The 22,486-nt window shown below is 51.1% G+C and carries 9 protein-coding genes; 2 read left to right on the top strand and 7 right to left on the bottom strand.

The window, feature by feature from the left end; all coding sequences use genetic code 11:
- Positions 1-443: 443 nt before the first annotated feature.
- Positions 444-3,011, top strand: coding sequence for an excinuclease ABC subunit UvrA (uvrA, locus tag JMW05_RS00880; protein ID WP_201503547.1), 2,568 nt, complete (start codon positions 444-446; stop codon positions 3,009-3,011).
- Between the two features lie 33 nt (positions 3,012-3,044).
- On the opposite strand, the gene JMW05_RS00875 is transcribed toward uvrA, so the two are convergent.
- From JMW05_RS00875 to JMW05_RS12130, 3 genes are read right to left on the bottom strand one after another with little or no spacing between them, the layout of a single operon-like run.
- Complete coding sequence (locus tag JMW05_RS00875; protein WP_201503546.1) at positions 3,045-3,785, bottom strand: peptidase; 741 nt, start codon at positions 3,783-3,785, stop codon at positions 3,045-3,047.
- A gap of 34 nt (positions 3,786-3,819) precedes the next feature.
- Positions 3,820-4,605 (bottom strand): transglutaminase family protein, encoded by a 786-nt coding sequence (locus tag JMW05_RS00870; RefSeq protein WP_201503545.1) that lies wholly within the window; start codon positions 4,603-4,605, stop codon positions 3,820-3,822.
- Between the two features lie 54 nt (positions 4,606-4,659).
- On the bottom strand, positions 4,660-6,954 hold the full coding sequence (locus tag JMW05_RS12130) for a circularly permuted type 2 ATP-grasp protein (protein WP_201503544.1): 2,295 nt from the start codon (positions 6,952-6,954) through the stop codon (positions 4,660-4,662).
- Positions 6,955-7,207: 253 nt separating this feature from the next.
- Here JMW05_RS12130 and JMW05_RS00860 point away from each other — a divergent pair, with 253 nt between their 5' ends.
- Positions 7,208-7,846, top strand: a complete 639-nt coding sequence (locus tag JMW05_RS00860; RefSeq protein ID WP_201503543.1) for a GDSL-type esterase/lipase family protein — start codon at positions 7,208-7,210, stop codon at positions 7,844-7,846.
- A gap of 60 nt (positions 7,847-7,906) precedes the next feature.
- Here the strand turns inward: JMW05_RS00860 and JMW05_RS00855 are convergent, their stop codons facing one another.
- The 4 genes from JMW05_RS00855 to JMW05_RS00840 all read right to left on the bottom strand — a co-directional run bounded on the left by JMW05_RS00855 (position 7,907) and on the right by JMW05_RS00840 (position 21,969).
- A complete protein-coding gene (locus tag JMW05_RS00855; protein WP_201503542.1) occupies positions 7,907-9,244 on the bottom strand; it encodes a reverse transcriptase family protein in 1,338 nt (445 codons plus the stop codon).
- A gap of 3 nt (positions 9,245-9,247) precedes the next feature.
- Positions 9,248-11,305: a hypothetical protein gene (locus JMW05_RS00850; RefSeq protein ID WP_201503541.1), complete on the bottom strand. Its 2,058-nt coding sequence runs from the start codon at positions 11,303-11,305 to the stop codon at positions 9,248-9,250.
- Between the two features lie 2 nt (positions 11,306-11,307).
- Entirely contained in the window at positions 11,308-18,588 is a 7,281-nt protein-coding gene (locus tag JMW05_RS00845; RefSeq protein ID WP_201503540.1) for a HEAT repeat domain-containing protein, read from the bottom strand.
- 69 nt (positions 18,589-18,657) lie between these two features.
- The gene (locus JMW05_RS00840; protein WP_201503539.1) at positions 18,658-21,969 is read right to left on the bottom strand and encodes a BRCT domain-containing protein; all 3,312 of its coding nucleotides are present in this window, start codon (positions 21,967-21,969) and stop codon (positions 18,658-18,660) included.
- Between the last annotated feature and the right edge of the window lie 517 nt (positions 21,970-22,486).

The following is a 22,486-nucleotide window of genomic DNA, read 5'->3' as shown; positions in this document are numbered from 1 at the left end:
CTGCGGATGGCTGTCATTGAGTGTGTCAATATCAATCGTATACAGCGCGTCTGAATGACAGCTGCATCCTTCTGCATGCGCGCTTTGGCTGGTGCTGACTGAGGCGATAAACAAAGTACTCAGCGCGATAGAGACCGACAAGCTCAATGTGCTTAACTTATTAGTAAAAGACTTTTGTTGTTTAGATTCTGACGCGGTGCGGCTGGTTTTAAACAAGACCATGGGTATATTAACCAAATTTAGTTGACTTTAGGCGATAGAATTTACCCTATAAATGATTGGTTAGCAATAGCGCTGAGGCATTTATATTGATGTTTAATGACGTTATTTTTTGTCTATCTATGCTATGGATACGTAAGCCTTGCCAAGCCCTGACATCAGTACGTGTTAGCATTTGCACCCATTATAAAAATAACCGAAAATTCGTTAGGAATAGTAGCGTCATGGTCAACTCAAACACATCACAAGAAACCCCAAATCAGACAGACACGGCGACACAGGATCATCCTTATTGTGACCGAGACCATATCCAAGTCAGAGGCGCACGCGTTCATAATCTAAAGAATGTCGATGTTGACTTACCCCGTGATGCACTGGTGGTATTTACGGGTATATCAGGATCAGGAAAATCCTCACTGGCATTTGGAACCTTGTTTGCTGAGTCACAGCGGCGCTATCTTGACTCAGTCTCACCTTATGCCAGACGACTGATTGATCAGGTTGATGAGCCCGATGTCGATGCCATCGAAGGGCTGCCACCAGCCGTGGCATTGCAGCAGCAGAGAGGTACGCCATCGGTGCGCTCGTCCGTGGGTAGTGTGACGACCATTTCCAATGGTCTGCGTATGCTGTACTCACGAGCAGGCGTCTATCCTGCCGACCAAAAAATGCTGTATGCCGATGCGTTTTCTCCCAATACGCCAGATGGTGCGTGCCCAAGATGTTCGGGGATCGGTCGTGTGTTTGAGGTCACCGAAGCGTCGCTGGTTCCAGACAATACCAAGAGCATTCGCGAGCGCGCCATTGCCGCTTGGCCACCAGCGTGGCAAGGTCAAAACCTGAGCCGTATATTGACCACGCTTGGCTATGATATCGATAAACCTTGGCACACTCTACCAAAGAAGACCCGCGATTGGATTTTGTTTACCGATGAGACGCCAACGGTGCCTGTTTACCCTGAGTACGATATAGAACAAACACGCGAGGCGATTGAAAAAGGGGAGAGGCCAAATTATATGGGCACGTTTGTTAGTGCCAAAAACTTTGTTTTGCATGCTTTTGCTACCACCCAAAGCCCGCGCACCAAAAAACGCGTCTCTCAGTTTATGCAAATCTCTGAATGTCCAGAATGTCACGGCAAAAAACTCAAGAAAGCATCGCTATCGGTCAAGTTTGCAGGACTCGATATCGGTGAGCTGTCACAGCTTACATTAACGGATATGGCACAAAAACTTGAAAAAACAGCGCGTACCAAGATAGCTGATGACACACCAAACCGCGAAAAAGCCATGGTTGCTCAGCGTATTGCCAGTGATATTCTTTCGCGTATCGAAGCATTGACAAGGCTTGGGCTCGGTTATCTGTCACTTGAGCGTACCACGCCAACGTTATCGCCTGGTGAGCTGCAACGATTACGATTAGCGACCCAAATTCGCTCGCAGCTGTTTGGTGTGGTCTATGTCCTTGATGAGCCCTCCGCAGGTCTACACCCTGCTGACACGCAAGCGCTGCTTGGTGCGCTAGATGAGCTGATTGCGTCTGGCAATTCTGTGTTTGTCGTTGAGCATGATGTGAGCGTCATTAAGCATGCCGATTGGGTGGTCGATGTTGGACCACAGGCTGGCACGCATGGTGGTGAGATCGTCTATAGTGGTCCTATAGCGGGATTACGTGACGTTAAATGGTCACATACGGGTCGATATCTCTTTGCCAACGATACGGCGAATCATCAGTCAGAATCTAACACAAGGCAGCCGACAGCATGGCTTAAGCTTGCCAACATTGTACGCAACAATATCACAGGCTTGGATGTTACTTTTCCACTTGGGGTCATGACCAGTGTCACGGGTGTATCGGGGTCAGGCAAATCAAGCCTTGTCAGCCAAGCATTGGTTGAGCTGGTCAATACAGCACTGGGACAAAAAACGGCTACTGAAGCGCCTGTAGGTGAGGCTGATTTGCTTGAGCAAGAGCTTGAAACGGTCACAGACGGGGAGATTGTTGCTGGCATGGCGCACATACGTCGTCTGATTAATATCAATCAAAAGGCGATTGGACGGACGCCGCGCTCCAATCTCGCGACTTATACAGGATTGTTCGATGATGTGCGTAAGCTATTTGCGGCAACCAAGCAAGCAAAAGCGTGCGGTTATGACGCTGGACGTTTCTCATTTAACACCAAAAAAGGTCGCTGTCCAAATTGCGAAGGTTTGGGATTTGTCAGTGTGGAGTTGCTGTTTTTGCCCAGTGTCTATGCGCCGTGTCAGGTCTGTCATGGCGATCGCTATGATGAGGAGACGCTTGCCATCACGTATCGAGACAAAAACATTGCTGAGGTGCTGAACTTGACGGTTGAGGCGGCTCATGAGTTTTTTGTAGATGAAACACCTATTTTGCGTGCCTTAGAGGCGTTGCTACAGGTTGGGCTTGGCTATCTGCGTTTGGGTCAGCCCGCCACTGAGCTGTCAGGCGGCGAGGCGCAGCGCATCAAGCTGGCAACTGAGCTACAGCGCACGCAGCGAGGCGATACTTTGTACATACTAGATGAGCCCACCACAGGGCTACATCCTGCTGATGTGTCCCTGTTAATGGCTCAATTAAACGGTCTTGTCGATGCAGGCAATACGGTCATCATGGTTGAGCATGACATGCAGGTGGCGAGCTATAGTGACTGGATAATTGATATCGGTCCAGGTGCAGGTGATGAGGGCGGTTTGATTGTCGCTCAAGGCACGCCAAGTGAGGTTGCTCAATCCAAAGACAGCCGCACGGCGCCTTTTTTGCAGGTGTAAAAAGTTTTTTTTAAGGGTGAGACGGCTCAAACCTTACTTCCAATAATCCTTAGGACACTCAGGCAACTCAATCAGCGTGTTGCGTAGCGCGGCTGACCAGTGGCGGCTGATGGTCTTAAAATACTCATCGTCTTCTTCGATACGGCGACCTTTTGGTAAGGTGAGGCTGTCATTTTCATAAATCACAAAATCAATAGGCATGCCGACCGACAGGTTAGAGTGCAAGGTAGAGTCAAATGACAGCATTAAGGCTTGGGCAGCATGATCGATATTGGTGTCGTATTTGACCGAGCGATCGAGAATGGGTTTGCCGTATTTGCTTTCGCCGAGCTGAAAAAATGTCGTGTCTTGGGTCGCTCTAATACAGTTGCCTTCTGGGTAAATCATATACAGCTCAGGCGATTGACCTTTGATTTGTCCGCCCAATAAAAAAGAGCTGGTAAAGGTGCCACTGTTATTGTCATTAGCGACCCTTTGCGCGTTTGCCATGACATTGCGCATGCATTCGCCCACCATTTGCGCGGCATCAAACAAAGACGCCACTGTGTTTAGGCTATGCTCAGCGCGCAAATTGATGTCGCTTTGTAGCTTGTTAAACACCGCTTGCGAGGTCGCAAGGCTACCTGCCGTCTGCAAGACCATAAAACGCTCGCCCTCAACGCCGTATTGATACAGCTTTCTAAAGGTTGAGATATGATCCACGCCTGCATTGGTGCGGGTGTCACTGGCAAAAATCATCCCTTCTTTGAGGCGAATGGCAGCACAATAAGTCATCGACAATCCTTAACGCTCGTTAGTTAAAAACAGCTTATGATAGTCTGGAAACCAGCACTTGACTGTAAAGATTTTCGTAGCCACCGCCCATACGCACGCCGCGCACAGGGGCGGCATCCAGATAGTCGCGACCAATCGCCACATACACATGCGAGCTGGGTTGAAACAGCTGGTTTGAGATGTCAAAGGTGTACCAGTAGCCATCCAGCCACGCTTCTGCCCACGCATGGCTGGACATGTGGTTGGCGCTGTCGTCATACAGGTAGCCTGAGACGTAGCGCGCGGGAATGTGCTGATCGCGCAGGCAGCCCAAAAACACATGCGTATGGTCTTGGCACACGCCAGCGCCAATATCAAAAGCTTCGGCAGCGGTGGTTCCGACATGCGTTGCGTTGGGGGTGTACGGCATCTTGGTGAGTAGGGCTGACGCCATGGCTTTTAGCTGCTCATGGCTTGGGTTTTTAAGATACGGCGCGGCAAAATCGCGCATACCCTCAGAGCACTCGGTCAACGGCGTTTGTACCGTGAACAGCAAGTAGGGCACATGGGGCATGTCTTCAAGGCGCTCGGTGTCGGTATTGATTTCGACGATGCCTGAGGCTTGCATTTGTAGGTTATTGTGCGCCTCTTTACGACTTAGCGTCAGCCAGTCATTGCCAAACCCATCCTTTTGACTCAAGGCGACTTTGGGCAGCATCACATTCCACTGATGGATAATCTGATGCGGCAGCTGCATGGGCGTCATGCGGATATATTGCACACTGCGGTGTGCCATCTCATCATAGTAATAGTTCGTTTGGTGACTGATTTGAAGTTTCATAGTCTGTCCTGTGATTTTATTGTTATTGTGTTATGGGGGCTGCGCGCAGCATGGTTATACCCCTTGCTGTAATATCATATTGCACTCTTTGCTTAACAGCTGAAAATCACTGAGCTGCTGAGACTTAATCATCTGGTTGGTAAGGCGAATCAGCTCACGCCAGCGGGTGTTTTCTGGCAACTGATTGACCCAGTGTTTGAATTCAAGGCTGATGGCGGCGGAGTCTTCTTTTAAAAACACCGTGCGCTCTAGTTGCTCAAAATGGCGTCCTAGCTGCCAAAAGCTGGTCACCGCGGGATGCTCTTGCGCCATGGCAGCATTACACGCGTGTAGCTGCAAGGTGGCAGCACGATAAGTGCCTGCGCTAGAGAGGCGTTTGATAAGGTTGTACAGCTCAGAGGTGTCTTTACCAATGACGCCTTTGGCCTCTTGTACATTGGTTTCAATGTAGTGCACCACGTTGGGTATCTTGTCTTGTTCTAGGTCGCTCAGCAGGTTTGCTTTCATACAGGTGAACGACTGGTTAATGTCCACATTAAAGCCCAAATGGGTAATTAGGTGCTGTAGCTCGGATTTTTCAATATTGCCTTTGACCAACCGCTTGATAATGCTGTCGTAATAGTACAGCCGCTCACTGTAGCGACCGAGCCAGACCAAGTGATTGGCGGTAGACAGCAGCAAAATCATCGGCGCACCTTCAGGGCTCTCGTAACCCGCCTCAAGTGGCTGTATGGGGTCATGATAGTGGGCATGACTTGCGATGATGGCGTCATTCCCTTGTCTGTCGAGCTGGTATTCTGATGGCTGGCGCGTGCCGCTCATAGGCTCGGACAATGTGCTGTCGTCAATCACCCACGTGTCTTTGATACCGCCGCCTTGTGAGGAGTTGACCACCAGTGACCCTTCGACCATCGCCACACGCGTCAGCCCGCCTGGTACGATATCCACCGAGCCATCACCATGACTTAAAATAAAGGGGCGCAAATCAATATGGCGCGGGGCGATGCCATCGCTGACGGCAGTGGGGTTTGTGGATAATGAGATGGTTGGCTGAGCGATAAAGCCTGCTGGATTCTCAAGCAAGCGCGCACGGTAGGCTTCAATTTCTGCGGTGGTGGAGGTCGGTCCAATCAGCATGCCATAACCCCCTGAGCCTTGGGTTTCTTTGACCACCAGCTCGCCCAAATGATTGAGCACATAATCCAAGTCCTCAGGCTTGCGGCACTGATAGGTTTTGATGTTGGGCAAAATGGGTTTTTCGCCCAAATAAAACTCAATCATATCAGGTACAAAGGGGTATAAGCTTTTGTCATCGGCAACGCCTGTGCCTGGCGCGTTGACAATCACCACGTTGCCTGCACGGTACGCACTCATCAGACCCGATACGCCCAAAATAGAATCCGAGCGAAACGCTAAGGGGTCAATATACGGGTCATCAATACGGCGATAAATGATATCTACCTGCACCTTGCCACGCGTGCCTTGCATGTAGACCTTACTGTCCTCAACCACCAAATCATAACCGTGTACCAGCGGTACGTTCATCTCATGCGCCAAAAACGCATGCTCATAATAGGCGCTGTTAAAACGCCCTGGGGTTAAGATAACAATCTGCGGATCATACTTGCTCGTTGCGCTGGCAAGACAGGCTTGTAAGCGCTTGGGGTAATCACTGACGCCCAAAATAGGCGTTTGACTGAACACATCAGAGAGCAGCATCTCTGAGATATTGCGGCTCTCAAGCATATAGGAGACGCCAGAGGGCGTGCGCAAGTTGTCCTCGAGCACACAAAACTGACCAGACTCATCGCGGATCAAGTCAATACCGCTGATGTGCGAATAAATGGGTTTGTCTAGGCTAATGCCCATCATCCACGGCTCATAACAGCCGCTAGCATACACATACTCATCAGGCACAATGCCTGCTTTCATGATGGCTTGATCGTGATAAATGTCATGCAAAAAGGCATTGAGTGCGGTAATGCGCTGCTTGCAGCCCGCCTCAATCTGACGCCACTCGCTCGCGGCGATGATGCGCGGAATAATATCAAAAGGAATCATGCGCTCGATGTTTTTGGCGTCGCTATACACAGTAAAGGTGACGCCTTTACGATAAAAAATGTCTGCCGCTTGTTCGTTGAGGTGATTTAACGCATCAAAGTTGATGTCATCAAGCCATGCGCCCACAGCTTTTGCCACAGGGCGATAATGACCCTCACTATCTTGCAGCTCATCAAAGCTTGCCGCGTTACTTACTGTTTTTTTGGCGCTTCCTTTGGGATGGTTGTCTTGTTTTTTATTGACATCCGTAGGGCGTCCGCTTGGGGATTGAGACGGTTTTTGTTCCATAAATACCTCATATATCCTATAAAATCTAACAAATAATCCACCAGCTGGCAGGCGACAGCGGCCGCATAGCAAGCCTTAAAGCCATATTTATATGTTATAGACTATACAACGGATATCGAGCAACATACAACAAGAGTTAAATAATAGCGGTTTAAAACCCTTTGGTGTATTTCGAGCAGTTTTGTACACTATAGACAAACTATGGGGCAAGTGGCTGGCGCGCGGCAAAAAAACGGCGCATAAAGGGGTAAACATGAGACGAATACGAGCGAATTATCAAGCATCACTGGTCGGCATAGCAATGATGGCGGTGGTGACAGGCTGTAGCGATGCGCCGACATATACGCCCGTTGCCGCAGGCAGCACTGTGGTGGCGCTCGGCGATTCGCTCACATATGGCTATGGCGCAAGCTCTGAGACGGCGTATCCGGCGGTACTTGCCAGCCTAAGCGGTTGGACGGTGGTCAATGCGGGTGTCAATGGCGACACCTCCGCCGATGTGCTGGCGCGCCTTGATGCCATCATCGCGCAGCAGCCTGATTTGGTGCTGCTCGGCGTGGGCGGTAATGACGTGCTCCAGCGCATCAACCCTGAGACCACGCGCAGCAATCTTATCGCCATTATCCGCGCTTTAAAAGCGGCAGACAGTCAAGTGATACTCATCGCTGAGCCGCATTTTAGCGTCAGCGCGCTGTTTGGGCGGGTCAGTGACAATCCTGTTTATGAGGAAGTTGCTGAGAGTGAAGATGTGCTGCTTTATGAGCGCGGCTGGTCGGAGATACTGGCGGATGACAATTTAAAATCCGATAAAATCCACGCCAATGCCGCAGGCTACCGACAGTTCGCCGAAGGGCTTTATAACTATTTAAAAGACAAGCACATCGCGCGCTGATGGGCGATGTGCTTGTCGTTAGACTTTTAACTACTTTAACTACTAATTTTTAAGCAACCATTAAGCAGGCGTCGCCTTTGCCAATGCCTCAATCTGCTCGAGATAGTGCCGTCCCAGCTCAGGCTCTGCCGAGGTAATCCACGCAGCATACCCTGATAAGGTAGCCAGACTTTCACCCTCAGGCAGCGCTCGCCCTTGTTGCAAGTTATGAATCGCAGCGCGCAGCATGCGTTTAATGCGCCGAGGTACACGCGGCGCGCTCTCGCCATTGACAACCATCCCTGTGACGTTTTGCTGCTGTCCTGTGCGTACGATGCTGGTCTTGTCGGTATTTAAGACAAACCCTTCTTCTTTGACAATCTTATAGACCGAGCCGAGCAACAGCCCAATAAGGGCATTTTGCGCATCGCTGTTGGCAGCACTGCTACTTGGGATGCTAAAGGTCAAATCATCGGCATAGCGGCTGTAACGCAGACCATGCTTATCCGCAAGTCCCGTCAGGCGTCTGTCCATATTGACGCAGACGATGTTCGATAGCGCAGGGCTGGTCGGCGCGCCTTGCGGCAAGGCTCTGTCTGCCAGTGCCACATAATAGGTGACGCCGTTTTGTTGCACCATCTGCCGTGGCGATTCGCTGCATAATAATGCGAGCAATGTGGCGATAGATTCAGGGTAGCCCGCCTGCCGAAACACGCCTTTAGCACGCCGCCAATGAATGGTGGGAAAGAAGTTTTTCAAATCAAGCTTAATCAATACCGCGCTGTCACGATGCACCTCGGCATTGGTGACGATAGAGCGCCCACTGACAAAGCCATGCGCCGCGCCATGCGTTGGCAACTGATCTAAGATATGGTGCAGTATCCAGCGCTGCGCGGTCTTAAGCGTCGGGATGGGCGACCAAATCTCACGCGTCCCGCCACGGCGTTTTTGAATACTAAAATGGGTATAGGGCACGCAGGTCGCCACCTCACGCTGATAGCACAAGCCTTTAAGCTGCGCAATGCTCAGATTCAGCGCTGCTGCCAGCTCTTTTGGTTGGGTAAGGGTGGGCAGCTGATTGCTGACGCGGCGGCGCTCGCCATCGGTCACGTCCCATTTGTCCGCGCTGTGGTCATCCGACCAGTAGACATGGCGACCCAGATAGACCATGTGCTGTGACTTGTACGCTTGCCATGCGTCTTTTTTGAGATTTTTTTCTTCAGCCGCTTCTTTTTTAAGCATGGTTTTGTAGCGCTGGCGCTCCGCCTTGCTCATATTATCAATCGGGCGACGCTCAACCACAAAGCCCTGCGTCACCAGCTGCTGCTGCACGTACTGATAGCGCCCGCCTGCCTGCTCGATGTCTTGCCAAAGGGTTTGCCAATGTTCTCTTAGGTTTTGTGTGCTTGTGCTGCTCATCGGTTAGATTCCTTTGTCTTCAATATAGCCTTTGGCTTGTAAACGCTGGGCGTGCTGCATCATGGCATCCGTCGCTTGCTGCGCGGTGTTAAAGCAGATTTTCTGGCGGCGGGTATTGCCGTTTTGCTCGCGCTCAATGATTAAGGTGCGCTCATGTACCGACAGTTGGGTGCTGTGGGTTTGCGTATGATTATTTGCGTGAATAGGCATGCTGGGCGCGGTCAAATCCCAAATGTTGGCGCTGGTTGTATTTGCTACGATTTTTTTCGACGGCTGCGCTGGTTCATTATTCGGCACCGTTAAGCGCTTGTTGAAAATACGCGTGCGCGGGGCGCTGCCTGTGTGTGCGGTATGCTGATACAGGCGCAGGGCAATCAGATGCGCGCACGGTCCGTGGCTCAGGCGATGCTGTAAATATTGTGGGCAGCTGCATTCGGCTTTTTTGACCAAGCCATCGTGCCCAAGCGTCAGCTGGCTGTGGTAACTGCGTCTGTCAGCGGCGACCTCGATATCTGCGCTGATCATGACATCATCAGGTAGGACGCTTTTGACGCTGACATGATGGAACGATTTTGGATGGGCAAAAATGGCAAAAGCCTGCTTTTCGGCATCGTTATGATAAGCGAACTGCGCCATATCTAACGGAGTCTGCGTCAATGGGCGATAGTGGTAGCGCTGGCTGGGCATGTCATAGCGCACGAGTCCTTGCTGGGCGGCGCTGATTAATGCGGCATGGCATTCACTGGTACTGAGTGCGTTATCTTTGGCGGCGCACAAGTCTTCTAACGTCTTTGGCGCGTCTTGTAGCGCTTGGATGATATGGGCAATCGTATTTTGCTGGCTGCTCGTTTGCGCGCCGAGTGGTCGCTTGGGCAACAGCAAATCAAAATTCAGCGCTTGCGACCAGTTGTCTTTATTAAAGCCTGTCATGGCAAAGGTAAAGGCAAACCCGTCACCAGCAATCACCCAATAGCTGGGCATTCCTTGACCCAAGATATGTACCGTCACGTCCTTAGCATACGGCAATAGACGCTTTAATAAGCTCAAACGGCGACGACCCCACAGACGTATCATTTTTGCTTCGCTGCCGCTATAGGGTTTCGCCTGTCCGAGCTGGCAGTTGACACTGATGTTAAACGGCTCAAGCAGCATCATTGGCGGCTGGTTGGGTGTTAATTCAATGACCAGTCCGCGCCGCTTGCCTTTGATGTCCGCGTGCATCCGTAATTCAAACAGCACGTTATATAAGGCGATGGGGTCAAGGGCGATACTGTCCATTGGCAGATGGGCGGCGGCTTGGATTTGCAGCAGTCCGCGTATCCAGCGGCTTGGCACATGGATGCGTTTTTCGATGACGGTATCATCAGGTGAGTCTGCGCTTTGGGCTGCTGCTTCGGTATTGTCCGTTTTATTTTCTGATTGGTTTGGCGTGCATGAATGGCGGCTAAATTGCAACGCGTCTTTTCCAATGCTCAGCTTGGGCACTTGGCTGTCGTCAATACGGGCAATGGCGCTGGCTAAGGTATCGCTATAGTCAATGCTGGTTGTGCCGTAGGTGCTGGCGCTGTTGGTAGCAAAAAGACCGTGCGCTAAGGTTAATTGCGCGTAGCAGCCTTCATCGCGTCCAAACACTTCAAAGCTGACGCCGTCAGGATGTACCTCGATGATGGGGTCTAGGATGCAGTACGCCAGCGGGTCATTATGCAGCAGCCAATTAAAATAATCGCGCTGGGTGGTGAATAGGTTTTTGTTGCGGTTTTGCCGCCGCATTTGGCTAAAGACAGCGTAAGCGGCGCGGTCTTTGGGCACATAGCGATAGTCGCTCTTAACCACATCAAACAGCGCAAGTAAGCTGTCGCGAAACAGTAGCGGCTGGGTGACCACGCCGTCAAAGCGCACCGCATCGCGGCGTAGGTCAGTAAACAGCGCCACGTGCTGCTGATGCGCCTCAGTTGGGGTGACGTGGCTGACATTGGCATAGTCCAGCGCCATTGGTGTGCCGCGCTCGTCCTCTTGGGGGCTGTCGGTGCGCTCTGTGGGTAGGGGATTATTAGTGCTCATGATTATTTACCTCCTAGGCTCAGATGCTGTGGATTGTGGGTTGTCTGCCACGCATTACTGCCAGCAAGTGGCGTATCAAAATAAGGCATGGGGCGCTTGTTTTTCGCCTTATTTTGCCCACGCTGCCAGCGGCGTTTGACGTTATAGGCGGTTTTTTGGATATCAGGCTGGGTATGCTGCATTAGACTATCCAGCCACGCACTGACCCGCGTATCAAACATTTGCCCTAACGCTTCTATGGCTTGCAGGCGTGTGCTGATGGTTTGTGCTTCGTCACTTGCGCAGTGATACAGCGCCTCGGTATTTTGCGTTTGTATCCAGCTTAGCAAGTCAGATTGGCTGATGCTTGGCGCACTGGCAGCTGTCGTGGCAACGGCGGGCGGTGTTAAGCGGTCAATGACTTGGGCGCGTAAGGCATTGGTTTTGGCAGTAAACACACGGAGCGGCGGCAAGGCTTGCAAGGTGGGTAATAGCTCGGATAACTCTGTCATGCCCGATTCAGGACGTGCCAGCAGCGCTAGCCACACTTGCTGCCACCACGCCTCGACGTGCTCGCTAAGCGCGGGCAGGCTGGCAATGATGGGCAGCTGACTGATGCGTGTGAGCCACGTGAATGACGTGACAAGGATATGGTTATCGGCATTCGCGTTTGTTGCCGCGCTATAGCGGTACAATAGCCACAGCGCGAGGGCGATTTGTTTTGCCAAGGTATGAATGAGGGTCTCGTAGCTCTGATAGTCGTTGATTGCGCTACCAATACGCTGCATCAGCGCTTGCCATGCTTGCTGCGCCTCAGTAAGCTGATATGCCACGATGCTCAGGGTTTGGTTGGTAATGGCGCTTTGATGCTGACCTAGGTAGCTTAGCGCAATAGACAACATACTGTCGTTCGGGTGCGCCAGTAGCTGCGCTAGTGTCTCAGGCGTCATATCGGCATCTTGTAAGATACGCTGAGCAAGCGCGTCGCGTATATGTTCTGGTAAGGCTTCGCCATGAGTGAGCATAAAGTCAATGATGGCAGTCACGCTACTGCATTCAGTAATGCGCTTGAGGCTCAGCGCCATATCCTCATTATCCAGCGCTTGCTGGCGGTTTTGTACCGCTGCCCAATCATAAGGCTGGCAAGTCTTATCCGTACCCCACAGCTTTTGTGCTGCTTGATAAGTCGCGGCAAAGATATATGCCTGCTCGGTATTGGCTAACAGCTTAAGCAGCAAGGCTTTATTACCCTCATTGCCTGCAAATGACAATAAATATAGAGCGTCTTGTAAGACCGTGCTGTAGGTCACCTCGATGACTAACTTGCTAATATACTGGCGAATCTCTGCCCAAGCCGCAGGCGTACCTAAACGGCGCAGACCGTGTAGCCAATGCAAAATGGCTGGATGGTACAGCGACAGATTGGGCTGATTCAGCTGCGCTTTCAACAACTCAAAAATCTGGGTGCTGTATTCAAAGCGTCCGCCATCAGCGAGCATCCCGAGCGCCTCGCACGCCACATCTTGCAAGTAATGCGTCTCATCCTCGGCATATTGTAATAAGCGCTCGTACGCTTGATACAACATATCGGTCGAGACAGGGGCGGCGTCTGGATGTTCAGGCGTGTCAAACAGTGAGCCCATCGCCAGTACGCTACGGCGGCGTACATCGCCATCGGTATGGTGCACCATTGTTGCCATTAAGAGGCTCGCACCATCGGCAAGGCCGACTTTCGCTAGCGCCTCTGCAGCGATGAATGACACCATGTCTTGACGGCTGGATAAGGCTTGTTTTAATACGGTCGTATCACCGTGTCGATATTGCGCGCGGTACGCGATTGCCTTGACCACAGCGAGCCTCCGTTTTTCAGGCAGCTGCGCGTAGGCTTGCGCCAGTAACGCATCAATACGCTCGGCAATGTGCGTATCGGTAGGCGTTGCGGTCTTATCATCACTTTCACGCCCAATCCATGCCAGCGGCGAGACCAGCTCAAGCAAATAGTTGCTGTCTTGAACGCGCAATAGCTGGCTAAAGACATCCATCAGGACGACAGGGTGGCGTGGATACTGCGTGTCCAGCCAGCGCGTGTCTTTATACTCATAAAAATAATCGTGTATTGGCTGATCAAAGCCGCTGACCTTTATCAATGCTTGCACGATATCGGCACGCTCGACTTGATGCTTGCTGTCTTGATAAGACAAAGCTAAACGCGCTTGTAAGCCTGTCACCACAGATAACGAACGGGTACTGGCAAGAGCGCGATAAATAAGCACGCGACTGATACGGCAGCGCGGGTCATCGAGCAGCGCAAACAGCCACTCGTTCAGGCGGGTTTGTTGTGCGATGGCGGTGGGCGACTGCTGCTCGGCATAATGCTGACTTGCCTTGGTTATCAGCTTTAATACTTGCTGCTGGGCATACTCGCTATGACTGAGCATAAAGTACGTCAGTAATGCTTCTAATAGCTGAGGGTCAGCGTCTAACAGCGCGGGCTGTACCAATAATTGTTGCCATGCGTGATAACGTGCCTGCCAATCATGTACATAAATGGCGCGCTGTAAAAACTGCTGATGCGCATCTTTATCTTGCAGTCCTGTCTGTTGCCATGCATTGATGACCTGACGTACTAGCGGTGTATCGGCGTACTCCAGCACCACCAAGCTGGCAGGGAGTTGCCCGATAGCAGTAATCAGATAATGATAAATCTCTTCTGCTAATAAAGGATGGGCATCGCGTAAACGCTGGCTGAGCGTCGTCGTCAACGTACTGTCCGTAATGTGCTCAGCCACCCATACTTTGACGCCCGCCGCAACCATATCACGATGCTCGGTCGCCATTGCCTCTTGTGCCAGCGCATCACGGGTAATCGGCAGTTGATGCAGCGCATCCCATACCAATGCGCGCGTCTCCGCACGGCTATGATTGAGTAGGGGCAACAGGGCTTGGGTCACACTTGCTGACCATGGGGTATGGTTTGTGGTTTCAGACTGTTGCGCCAGCCACAACAGCCCGCGAATGGCTTGGTTAATCAGGCTATGCTCAGCTGCATTACGAATCACCCCAAGCCATGTGCCAAAGGCCAAGCTTTGATAATGATAGCTGTCAGTAGCGTCCGCGTGTGTATTATCCGTATCCGTTATTTTATTGATAAAGGCGGGGTGTGTCTTGAGCTGCGCAATACTGCTCAGCCATGCTTGTACGTGCGTCAAGTTTGGCTTGGTGAGGATTAATGACAGCTGCCCCAGCGCTTGTATGGCTTTTGCCTTGATTTGTGGAGATAAGGATGAGGTGGGCGCGTGGATGAGGGCGGCAAGCTGCTGCAGTTGTTCGGCATTGACCGACGCCAGTACCTCATGACACAGCTGTCGCGCTTGTGGGTCGTTATTTTGCGGCAATAGCGCGGTCAGCGTATCTTGTAGCGCTGCGCCAATCGCGCTACTGATATGTGCCCAAGTCGACTGATGCGTGCTATCGTCAGCATTGAAGCGCGCTAAACTGTGCGCGTATAAAATCGCACTTTGGGCATCAACAAAGCTTAGCGCATTAACCAACAATGCTGCGCCTGCGTGCTGATTGTCCGCAGACAATGCGGCGAAGAGCAGCGTCCAGCGTGCGGCTGGCAAGTAGGCAGGCGTACCAAATAATGGTGCTAATGCCCATGCCGTATCCATACCCAAGCCCGCGCGCCCTTGTAGCCATGTGATGGGCGAGAGGTCTTTGTGCAGTACGGATAAGTCGGTATCGGTTTGTTGGTACAGCTTCGCACCTGCCGTATTCCCCAAAACAGCAAGGGCAATACTCGCCGACTGCTGCACTAGAGAGCGCTCATCTCGTTGCCAATGTTGTAATGCTTCAATATCTTTCTTGTCATTGGCATTTGCAACCCACATGACATGTGGCGCAGTGGTGCTAAAGTCCGCATCAGGGTGGTTTAGATAGTGCTGATACCAGCCAAAGGCATTGACCGCTTGCGGCGCTGCGAGTGCTGTCAGCCCAATTAATGCCTGTATCACTTGAGCGTGCCACGTGTCGTAGGCTGACTTATCTTGTTTTTTATCAGGCATGACCTGCTGTAAATAGCGCTCAAATACCGCATACGCCTGCTCGCTATAGCTCGTCGCCTGCTCTGCATTCTTGTCGTCTTTCGCGTCAATATGCTGTGCGTAACGCGCCAGCAAGGTCGCTATTTTTAATTGAATATCCGCGTAGGGGCTTTGTACCCCTGCGTTTAACAATGCTAAGTAGTTATCGCTGGTGTGTTTGTCACTGCTGATGTGCCCGCCATGCGTGACCAGCTGTAACGCCACATCTAGAGCGGTTTTACGTATGGATAAGCCTTCGGCAGCGAATAGTGGCAATAACAACGGCATAATCACGGCAATCGCCTTATCATCAGTCAGTGCCCCACAGCGTTGTAGCCCTGCGGTAACGATGTCCTCAAAAGGGCTGGCGAGTGCGGCGGTTATCACCTGTTCAATGTTGAATCGCTGCGGATAATCGCCCGCCGTTTCCAGCGCCTCACTGCGAATTGCGCGAAATGGGTCAGACAATAACAGTGCCAATAATGCGCCATCGTTGGCATTATCCTCATGGGCATTTGCTTTTCGTGTCTTTTGCAATAAAAACCGCTGCCACTCTTCAAGCCCAGCACGGTGGATGTCCTCAAATTGGCTGGTGGCTATCAGCTGTAAGAGTCGATACAGTGAATCGCTACTGCCATCTAGCAGGCGCGCAACCAGCATCTTGAGCACTTCTAGACGCACGCTGGGAAAGCGGTTGTCCAATAGCGCTTGGAACTGCTCAACCAACCGCGTATCGCTCATTTTGGCAAGGTTTTGTTGTAGCAATAACGCCAAAGCGCTCTCGTGAATGTGCGCATGCGCTGAGGCAAAGCCAAACGCTGCCCACGTCTGCGTATCGCTACAGACTTTACCAAGCGCTTGCATGGTAACTTTGCGTACTTGGGTGTGGTCATCGTTGAGCATAGCGGCGAGCAAGGCTTGCCCATCGGCTAGGCGCTGATTACCAAGGGCACGCGCCACACCAGCACGGACGACGGCATCATCACTATGCGCAAAACCAATCAGCACACCAAATGCGCGTGGGTCTTGTAAACAGGCGAGGGCATAGGCGGCGCGAAAGCTGATGTCTTGCTGATGGTTGCTCAGCGCTTGCAGTAGAGGCGCAAGCGTAGCATCGTCCAGCATAGGCACATCTGGGCTGGTAGGTTGTATGCGTTTGGCGGCTTTGGGCTTTTTACCGTTGCTGCCTGTTTTTTCGTCTGGAGTTTGAAAGTCTTCAACCTGTAAGGCAAGACGTACGTCGCTGCTGGAGTTTGTCGCACTGTCTGACGCTGCGCCGCTGTGCGTTATCGTCCCTTCGCTCAAGCAAAAAGCATCAAAATCTGAGAGTGTACGCAGCAGATAGCTGTCGTCTTGTTCGTGTGCGGCATTTTTTAAGGCACTTATCAGTGTAGGCTGGGTCATGAGTGACACAAAAAATGCCGTCTGGCGTATTTCTGCATCGGCGCTATGTTGTAACAGCATCAGCTGGCGACTGACAGCAGGGGCTGCCAAAAAATCGCGCTGATACAGGCGAATCAAACCTGCCTGTACGGTGTCGGTATAGCGGCTTTGTAGTGCCAACATATCTGCCTGTATGCTGGTTTCAGGAAAGATGGTCTCAAGCGCGATTAATGCTGCACGGCGAATGGTCAGGCTATTATGAGACAACAGCGCGGGCAAGACGGCTTGGCTGTAGGACTGGTTACTTTGCTCATGGGGCTGGCGAGTGGCTTGTATGTGATGTTGCTGGATGGCAGCAGCGACCACCTCATCATGGCGACCGGCTAACGCTTGGGTTAAGTAATCTTGGCTGGCAAGTGGCTGCTGTCGATACTGCTGCTGCAATGCGTCAAACGCTGCCCGCCGTACTCGGCTACTGATGGGGCTGTCTAAGAGCTGCTCTAGTACGCCAATACGCGCCTTTAATGACAGCTGAGAAAGCACTTTTATAAGAGCGCGCGCACGGTTGCTGTCAGCCCGCTGACTGGTCAAAGCCGTCTTAATAATCGTTAGCGCACGGTGGTCATTTTGCTGCTCAAGCATTGCCAGCGCTTCATAAAACAGCGCCTCACGCTCAGCGCTGTTGTCGCTTAGGTAGTCTTCGATACGCGCATAGCCATCCCGAATGAGGCCAGTAACGGTCTGTAGGCTGCCGTTTTTGTCCGTATTTATCGGTATGATGTGCAGGCTGTTGTCTTTGGTAACGGTTAAAAGCGCAGGCGCTTCGGCATAGGTCGTCCATACCAAATGGCGCGCGTGACGTACACTGTCTTTGCTGCTACTGGGCTGCCCTTTATCTAACGCCCAAGACTTGATACTGCCATCATCACCTATGCTAAATAAGCGCGTATCCGACGCACACAAGGCATTGATATGGCTGGCGTGCCCGCTGGATTTGGCACGGTCGGTCGGCTGCAAGTCGCCTTGTACATGGGTGCGGTAGAGCTTGGCATCTGCGCCTGCCGAAAAAAAGTAAGGCGACTGCGGCGCAAACGCTAATGCTGTCACGCGCCCTTGGTGCATGGGGTGGGTGCTGCTTGGCTGGATGTGACTTTGACTGACGTTATTTGCCTCATAGCGCCACTGACAGCTGGCGACATTGCCTTTGTCATCACCAATGATAAGCCATTGTCCATCACTGCTGCTGGCAACGCTCACCGCCTGAGTATCGGAAGTACCTGTGTCTGAGTCGGTCGCTGCTTTAGCAAATAGCGGCGCAAGAGGCTGAATGATGGGCGTGCCCGCTAAGCGCTTTGCGGTATTCATGTAAGGACAGATAATGAGCGTATGTTCGTATAAGATCGCGACTGATTTTGTCAAGCAGACCATTTGCTGTGCTGCGTCCTTTGTACTCGGCGAGGCTATGGGCAAGGTGCTGATTTTTTGTAGTTTCTTGGCGTGCCAGTCGGTCTGGTATAAGTGATTGTCGACACCCAATAAAAACACCTCATCGCCATTGGCAGTCATACACTGCATAGCGACAGGAAGCACAAGTGTCGTTAAGCTAGGACGCTCTCCCAAGGTGTCCAAAATATATAAGCGGTTGTCAGGTGCGGATGCGGCTTCTTTTTCCTTATCATTATTGTCATGGTCATCACGCGCAGGCAGGCGAGTAATAAATAGGCTACGCCCCGTTTTTGTTATTGGCGTGTTGGTTTTATCGTGATATTGGCTCAGGCAAGCATCTTGGCTGATGATACTGATAATCTCGCCCCAATAAGGTAAGGTGCTGGTTTTCATAAGGCTGTCTCAATCGATAAGGTGTTATAGGTTTTATGTCGTTTGTTCCGTTTTAACCGTTCATGTTTTTTACGCAGGCGCAGGCAGTAAATGCTCACGCAGCGTTGGATAACGATGCAGCAGCCGTGTTACCGCAGTCAGGCTGGCGTGGCGCTCCATTTTTCCTGCCGAATGCGTAAAGGTGTATAGGTCTGCGATAATCAGCGCAGCAAAGGACATATCCGTTAAAGCAATATCACGAAACGTCTCAATCAGTGCCAGTTTGGCTTGGCTGGCAGACAATAACGACTGGCTAAGCTCGGAGGGCGTACTAGGATCATCAGTGCGGTACTTGTTGTGTTTTTTTGCGGCGGTCTTTTGCTCAGGATTTCTCATGCGCCCTGGTGGCAGCTCAAACAAACCACGTCGTAATAGCAGCAACAGCTGCTCTATATCAGCGGGTAAAGACTGAGGGGCGTTTTTGGTATTGTTTTCAGCCCCCTTATTTTTACCATCTTCGGTGTATTGGTGACGGCTGGGAATGACGGCTTTGTGTTTATACTGCTGCCATAGCATGGACACGGCGGCATAGCGGATATCGCGATGACTGCTTTGGGTTAACAGGTAAAGTAACCGCACGTCTTGGAACTGCGGATGTTGCTTTAATAAGGCAATGCCAATACGCCGCGCATGGGTCTGCTTACTGCTAATTAAGGCATTGATCATCGCTGTGCTGTATCGGCTGCTATCGATGTGGTAAAGACGATTGCTGATATTAGGTTTGTCGAACAAGGCTTGTTGTAATAAGTGTTGCACCTCTTGATGCGTAGACTCGGCCAACGACAGCCAAAGCTTGGGCGTCAACTGCCAACGTGCCAGCTCATGGCGGGCAAGCAGTAAGCCAAACTCACGCAGATTGCTATGCCCGCTCGATAATAACGGTACAACGCGCTCGGCACTAAAAAAGGCATTTGGAATGGCTGCATTACTATCGACAGGACGGTCGGTCAAGCTCATGTGAATGCTGTCGTGATGATGGCTCATGTAATAGATGGCAAGTTCACTGATGGGGGCTGTCGGGTCATCGGTTGCCATTGACCACAGACGCTCTGTTCCTGCTAAGGTGGCATCTGTCGAAGCCTCACGCGTCGTCCCCGAAAGCATCTGTAAAAATGCCGTCTCTGAGATGATATGCATGCTCGCGCCTGCCTCAATCAGCTTTTCTGCCTTTAGCTGCTTGCTGCCTTTGCGTCCATGACCGTAAAATGGCGACCCTTCATCGCCAATGACCAAATAATCCAAACTGTTATTCACGCCGCTACTGATGAGACCGTTATGTGCCTTGACCTCGGCTTCAGCAGCACTGCGGCTCATGCTTTGCATTTTTCCTGTAAATAAAAAGCGCTGCTGCTCAAAATCGATATTGCTTTTCTTATCCCCACTTTGGTTGCTATTGATATTTGTAGCAGGGTTGGTCTCTGGTTCAGCAAAGTCTGCGGGCAAAAAGCCTTTATTCATACAATCAATCGCAAACTTGCGGTACATCGCCGTGTCGCTATGGGCAAGCATCAACAGCCAATCAAAGCCAAGTGCAGTTGGGACAAAGCGGCGCACATCCGACAACCAATGATGCACCCATTCTGTGGCGAAATACACGTCAAAACTTAAATAGCTGAACCAGTCTTGATAGACGGTGGTTTTAATCGCGGTATCTACTTGGTCAAATACAGCGTTGTAAATCACACCATTAGGCTGCACGCCCGCTTGCCAGTCAGGTTCATAGGCAAGCGCGTGCCAATAGTCCATGGGCAGGCGGGTGGCGGCAATGACATCAGTATCTATCCAATCGCTTAGCGTCTCTTGGGCGAGTGGGTGCAATAATAGATATTGCCATACCGAAGGGTCGATGGTGCTGAGGTCTGTTTTGCGCAATTCTTCGAGCACAAAATCCATGCAAGCTGCTTGATTCTGGCTATAGGTAGGCAGTAGCGTGCGAGCGATATCAATAAAAAAATCAGCGCCCAAAGTCTTGGCGCTATAGAGCTTTGGCAGTTGCTGTATAGCAAAACTAACGGCTTCAGGACTATTGCCCAACAGACGCGCGCGGAACCACTCGGGCGTTAATTCTTTACGGGTAAAATGCGCGGTTAACTGATTGCTCGCCGTCTTAAAATGATAGGGCGTTTCTAATAGCTGACCCCAACCTTGTACGCCGATGTCTTTGATAGGATGGCGACTAAGTATCATCTGCATGGCAAAATCACGAATAGATGCATGCCGAGATACCGCGAGCAATAACAACGTGTCTAGATCAATATCCTTGGCATAGCTTGTGGCATAGCTGATGGCATATTGATATGCCTTACTGTAGTCTGAGTGCAATAGACTCAGCACCACATCATGCAGCCCCAATGTCATAAATTGCGACTTTTCTAGCGATGATGAGCGCTCAAGTAACCATGTCACTAGCTCGTCACGGGCACAGCTGCGTGTACCTGCCGACAGATATTGAATGGTGGGTGCATCGGTGTCTTTGAGTTTTATTTTAAAATCGTGCTTGAGGCTGTCGGTCGCAAATTGGCGGATAGCTTCGTTTTTTGCATTGGCAAGTAAGGTAAATAAAGGCGTCTCATCGCGCTGCCATGCACTGGCAAAGGCACGCCCTTCGGCAGAAAACAGCTTACGCGGGGCATTATGGACAAAGCGATTGACTCCGTAATGTACCTCATGGTGAAAGCAAATGTGATTGAGTACCCAGCTATTGACGCGTGCGCTACTGCCAAGCGTCATCTCTGCGTCAATGCTGGCAAGTACACGCACCGCCGCGTCGGTATAACATATCGGAAGATGCGTACCCAAATGGCGCAAATAACGCCACGCCCGCAGACTGATATAGGTCTTGGTACGCAGACTGACGGCGTTCTTTAGATGCTGGTCAAAACGGTACAAATCGACCTTGGCGGCAATATGCGCAAAAATCTCATAGTCTTGGCGGTATTCAGCTTGCTTGTAAATATATTTTAGACCGCGCCACACGCCATAGGTTAAGGGCAGGGTATCAATCGCTTGTATCAGCATCGCTCTAGCATACGGGCGATTGTCCCCCCACAATGCCAATAAAATCACATACGTCTGATAGCGCGGTGGCAGGGTGTATGACCCGTCAGCAGACTCCAGCTGCGCCATCAACTCCACACGCTTGGCAAACTGCACCTCAGGCGGCAAAGCGCGAAACTCAGGCGCAAAAATCGTCGCCAAAAATCTCTCAAAGGTCAGCACATCATCAGGTAGCGGCGTATCACGCGGCGCGTCGGGCTGGCGGGCGAGCTGGTCAAGCTTTTCAATAAGGTTGGGGTCTTCAGCTTGCCACGCCTGATAGATATAAGAAAATGATAAATACATACGCTATGCCTTTGCTATCACGGTATCTGCCAATAAAAGAAGTCCTTATAAAAGCGCATTTTTGACCGCTTATCAAGAACTTTTGTCAATTAAATTCAAAGAATACGACATATATTGTCGTGCTATCTAATAGTTAGATTTAGGCGACACCAGTTGTCGTTTTCATCAATAAAACCAACTAAATTTTATGTATAAGTATTGCCAAAAAAACAAGGCTAGGGCACAATAGCCTTGTTGTGAGATTTAGCGTTTCACCGAATTTCGGTGAGGGATGATGTTGCGTCATCCACGAGACAAGCCATTACACGTAACACAAGGAAGACTGTTTCAGTCCTGCTAATACCTAGATAGTGCCCCTAGTGTCATTAGCTCGCTGGCGCAATCACGCAATCGTGATTGAGCTAATGCACTAGGGGCACTATCTAGGTGCAGTCCAGTGAGTCTTCCATGTACCAAGTTATGAGGTAGATTGAACAACACCATGCTTGATATTTGTAGAGGCGTTTTTGTATTAATA

Origin of the sequence: Psychrobacter aestuarii (assembly GCF_904846035.1) — a bacterium.
In the GTDB taxonomy this organism is placed as follows: Bacteria; Pseudomonadota; Gammaproteobacteria; order Pseudomonadales; family Moraxellaceae; genus Psychrobacter; species Psychrobacter aestuarii.
The sequence above is the reverse complement of the archived record's forward strand: the minus strand, read 5'-3'. Positions and strand labels throughout refer to the sequence as shown.

Excerpts from the sequence above, each read along its gene's own strand:
- uvrA (WP_201503547.1), top strand. The coding sequence starts at position 444 with ATGGTCAACTCAAACACATCACAAGAAACCCCAAATCAGACAGACACG.
- JMW05_RS00875 (WP_201503546.1), bottom strand. The coding sequence starts at position 3,785 with ATGACTTATTGTGCTGCCATTCGCCTCAAAGAAGGGATGATTTTTGCC.
- JMW05_RS00870 (WP_201503545.1), bottom strand. The coding sequence starts at position 4,605 with ATGAAACTTCAAATCAGTCACCAAACGAACTATTACTATGATGAGATG.
- JMW05_RS12130 (WP_201503544.1), bottom strand. The coding sequence starts at position 6,954 with ATGGAACAAAAACCGTCTCAATCCCCAAGCGGACGCCCTACGGATGTC.
- JMW05_RS00860 (WP_201503543.1), top strand. The coding sequence starts at position 7,208 with ATGAGACGAATACGAGCGAATTATCAAGCATCACTGGTCGGCATAGCA.
- JMW05_RS00855 (WP_201503542.1), bottom strand. The coding sequence starts at position 9,244 with ATGAGCAGCACAAGCACACAAAACCTAAGAGAACATTGGCAAACCCTT.
- JMW05_RS00850 (WP_201503541.1), bottom strand. The coding sequence starts at position 11,305 with ATGAGCACTAATAATCCCCTACCCACAGAGCGCACCGACAGCCCCCAA.
- JMW05_RS00845 (WP_201503540.1), bottom strand. The coding sequence starts at position 18,588 with ATGAAAACCAGCACCTTACCTTATTGGGGCGAGATTATCAGTATCATC.
- JMW05_RS00840 (WP_201503539.1), bottom strand. The coding sequence starts at position 21,969 with ATGTATTTATCATTTTCTTATATCTATCAGGCGTGGCAAGCTGAAGAC.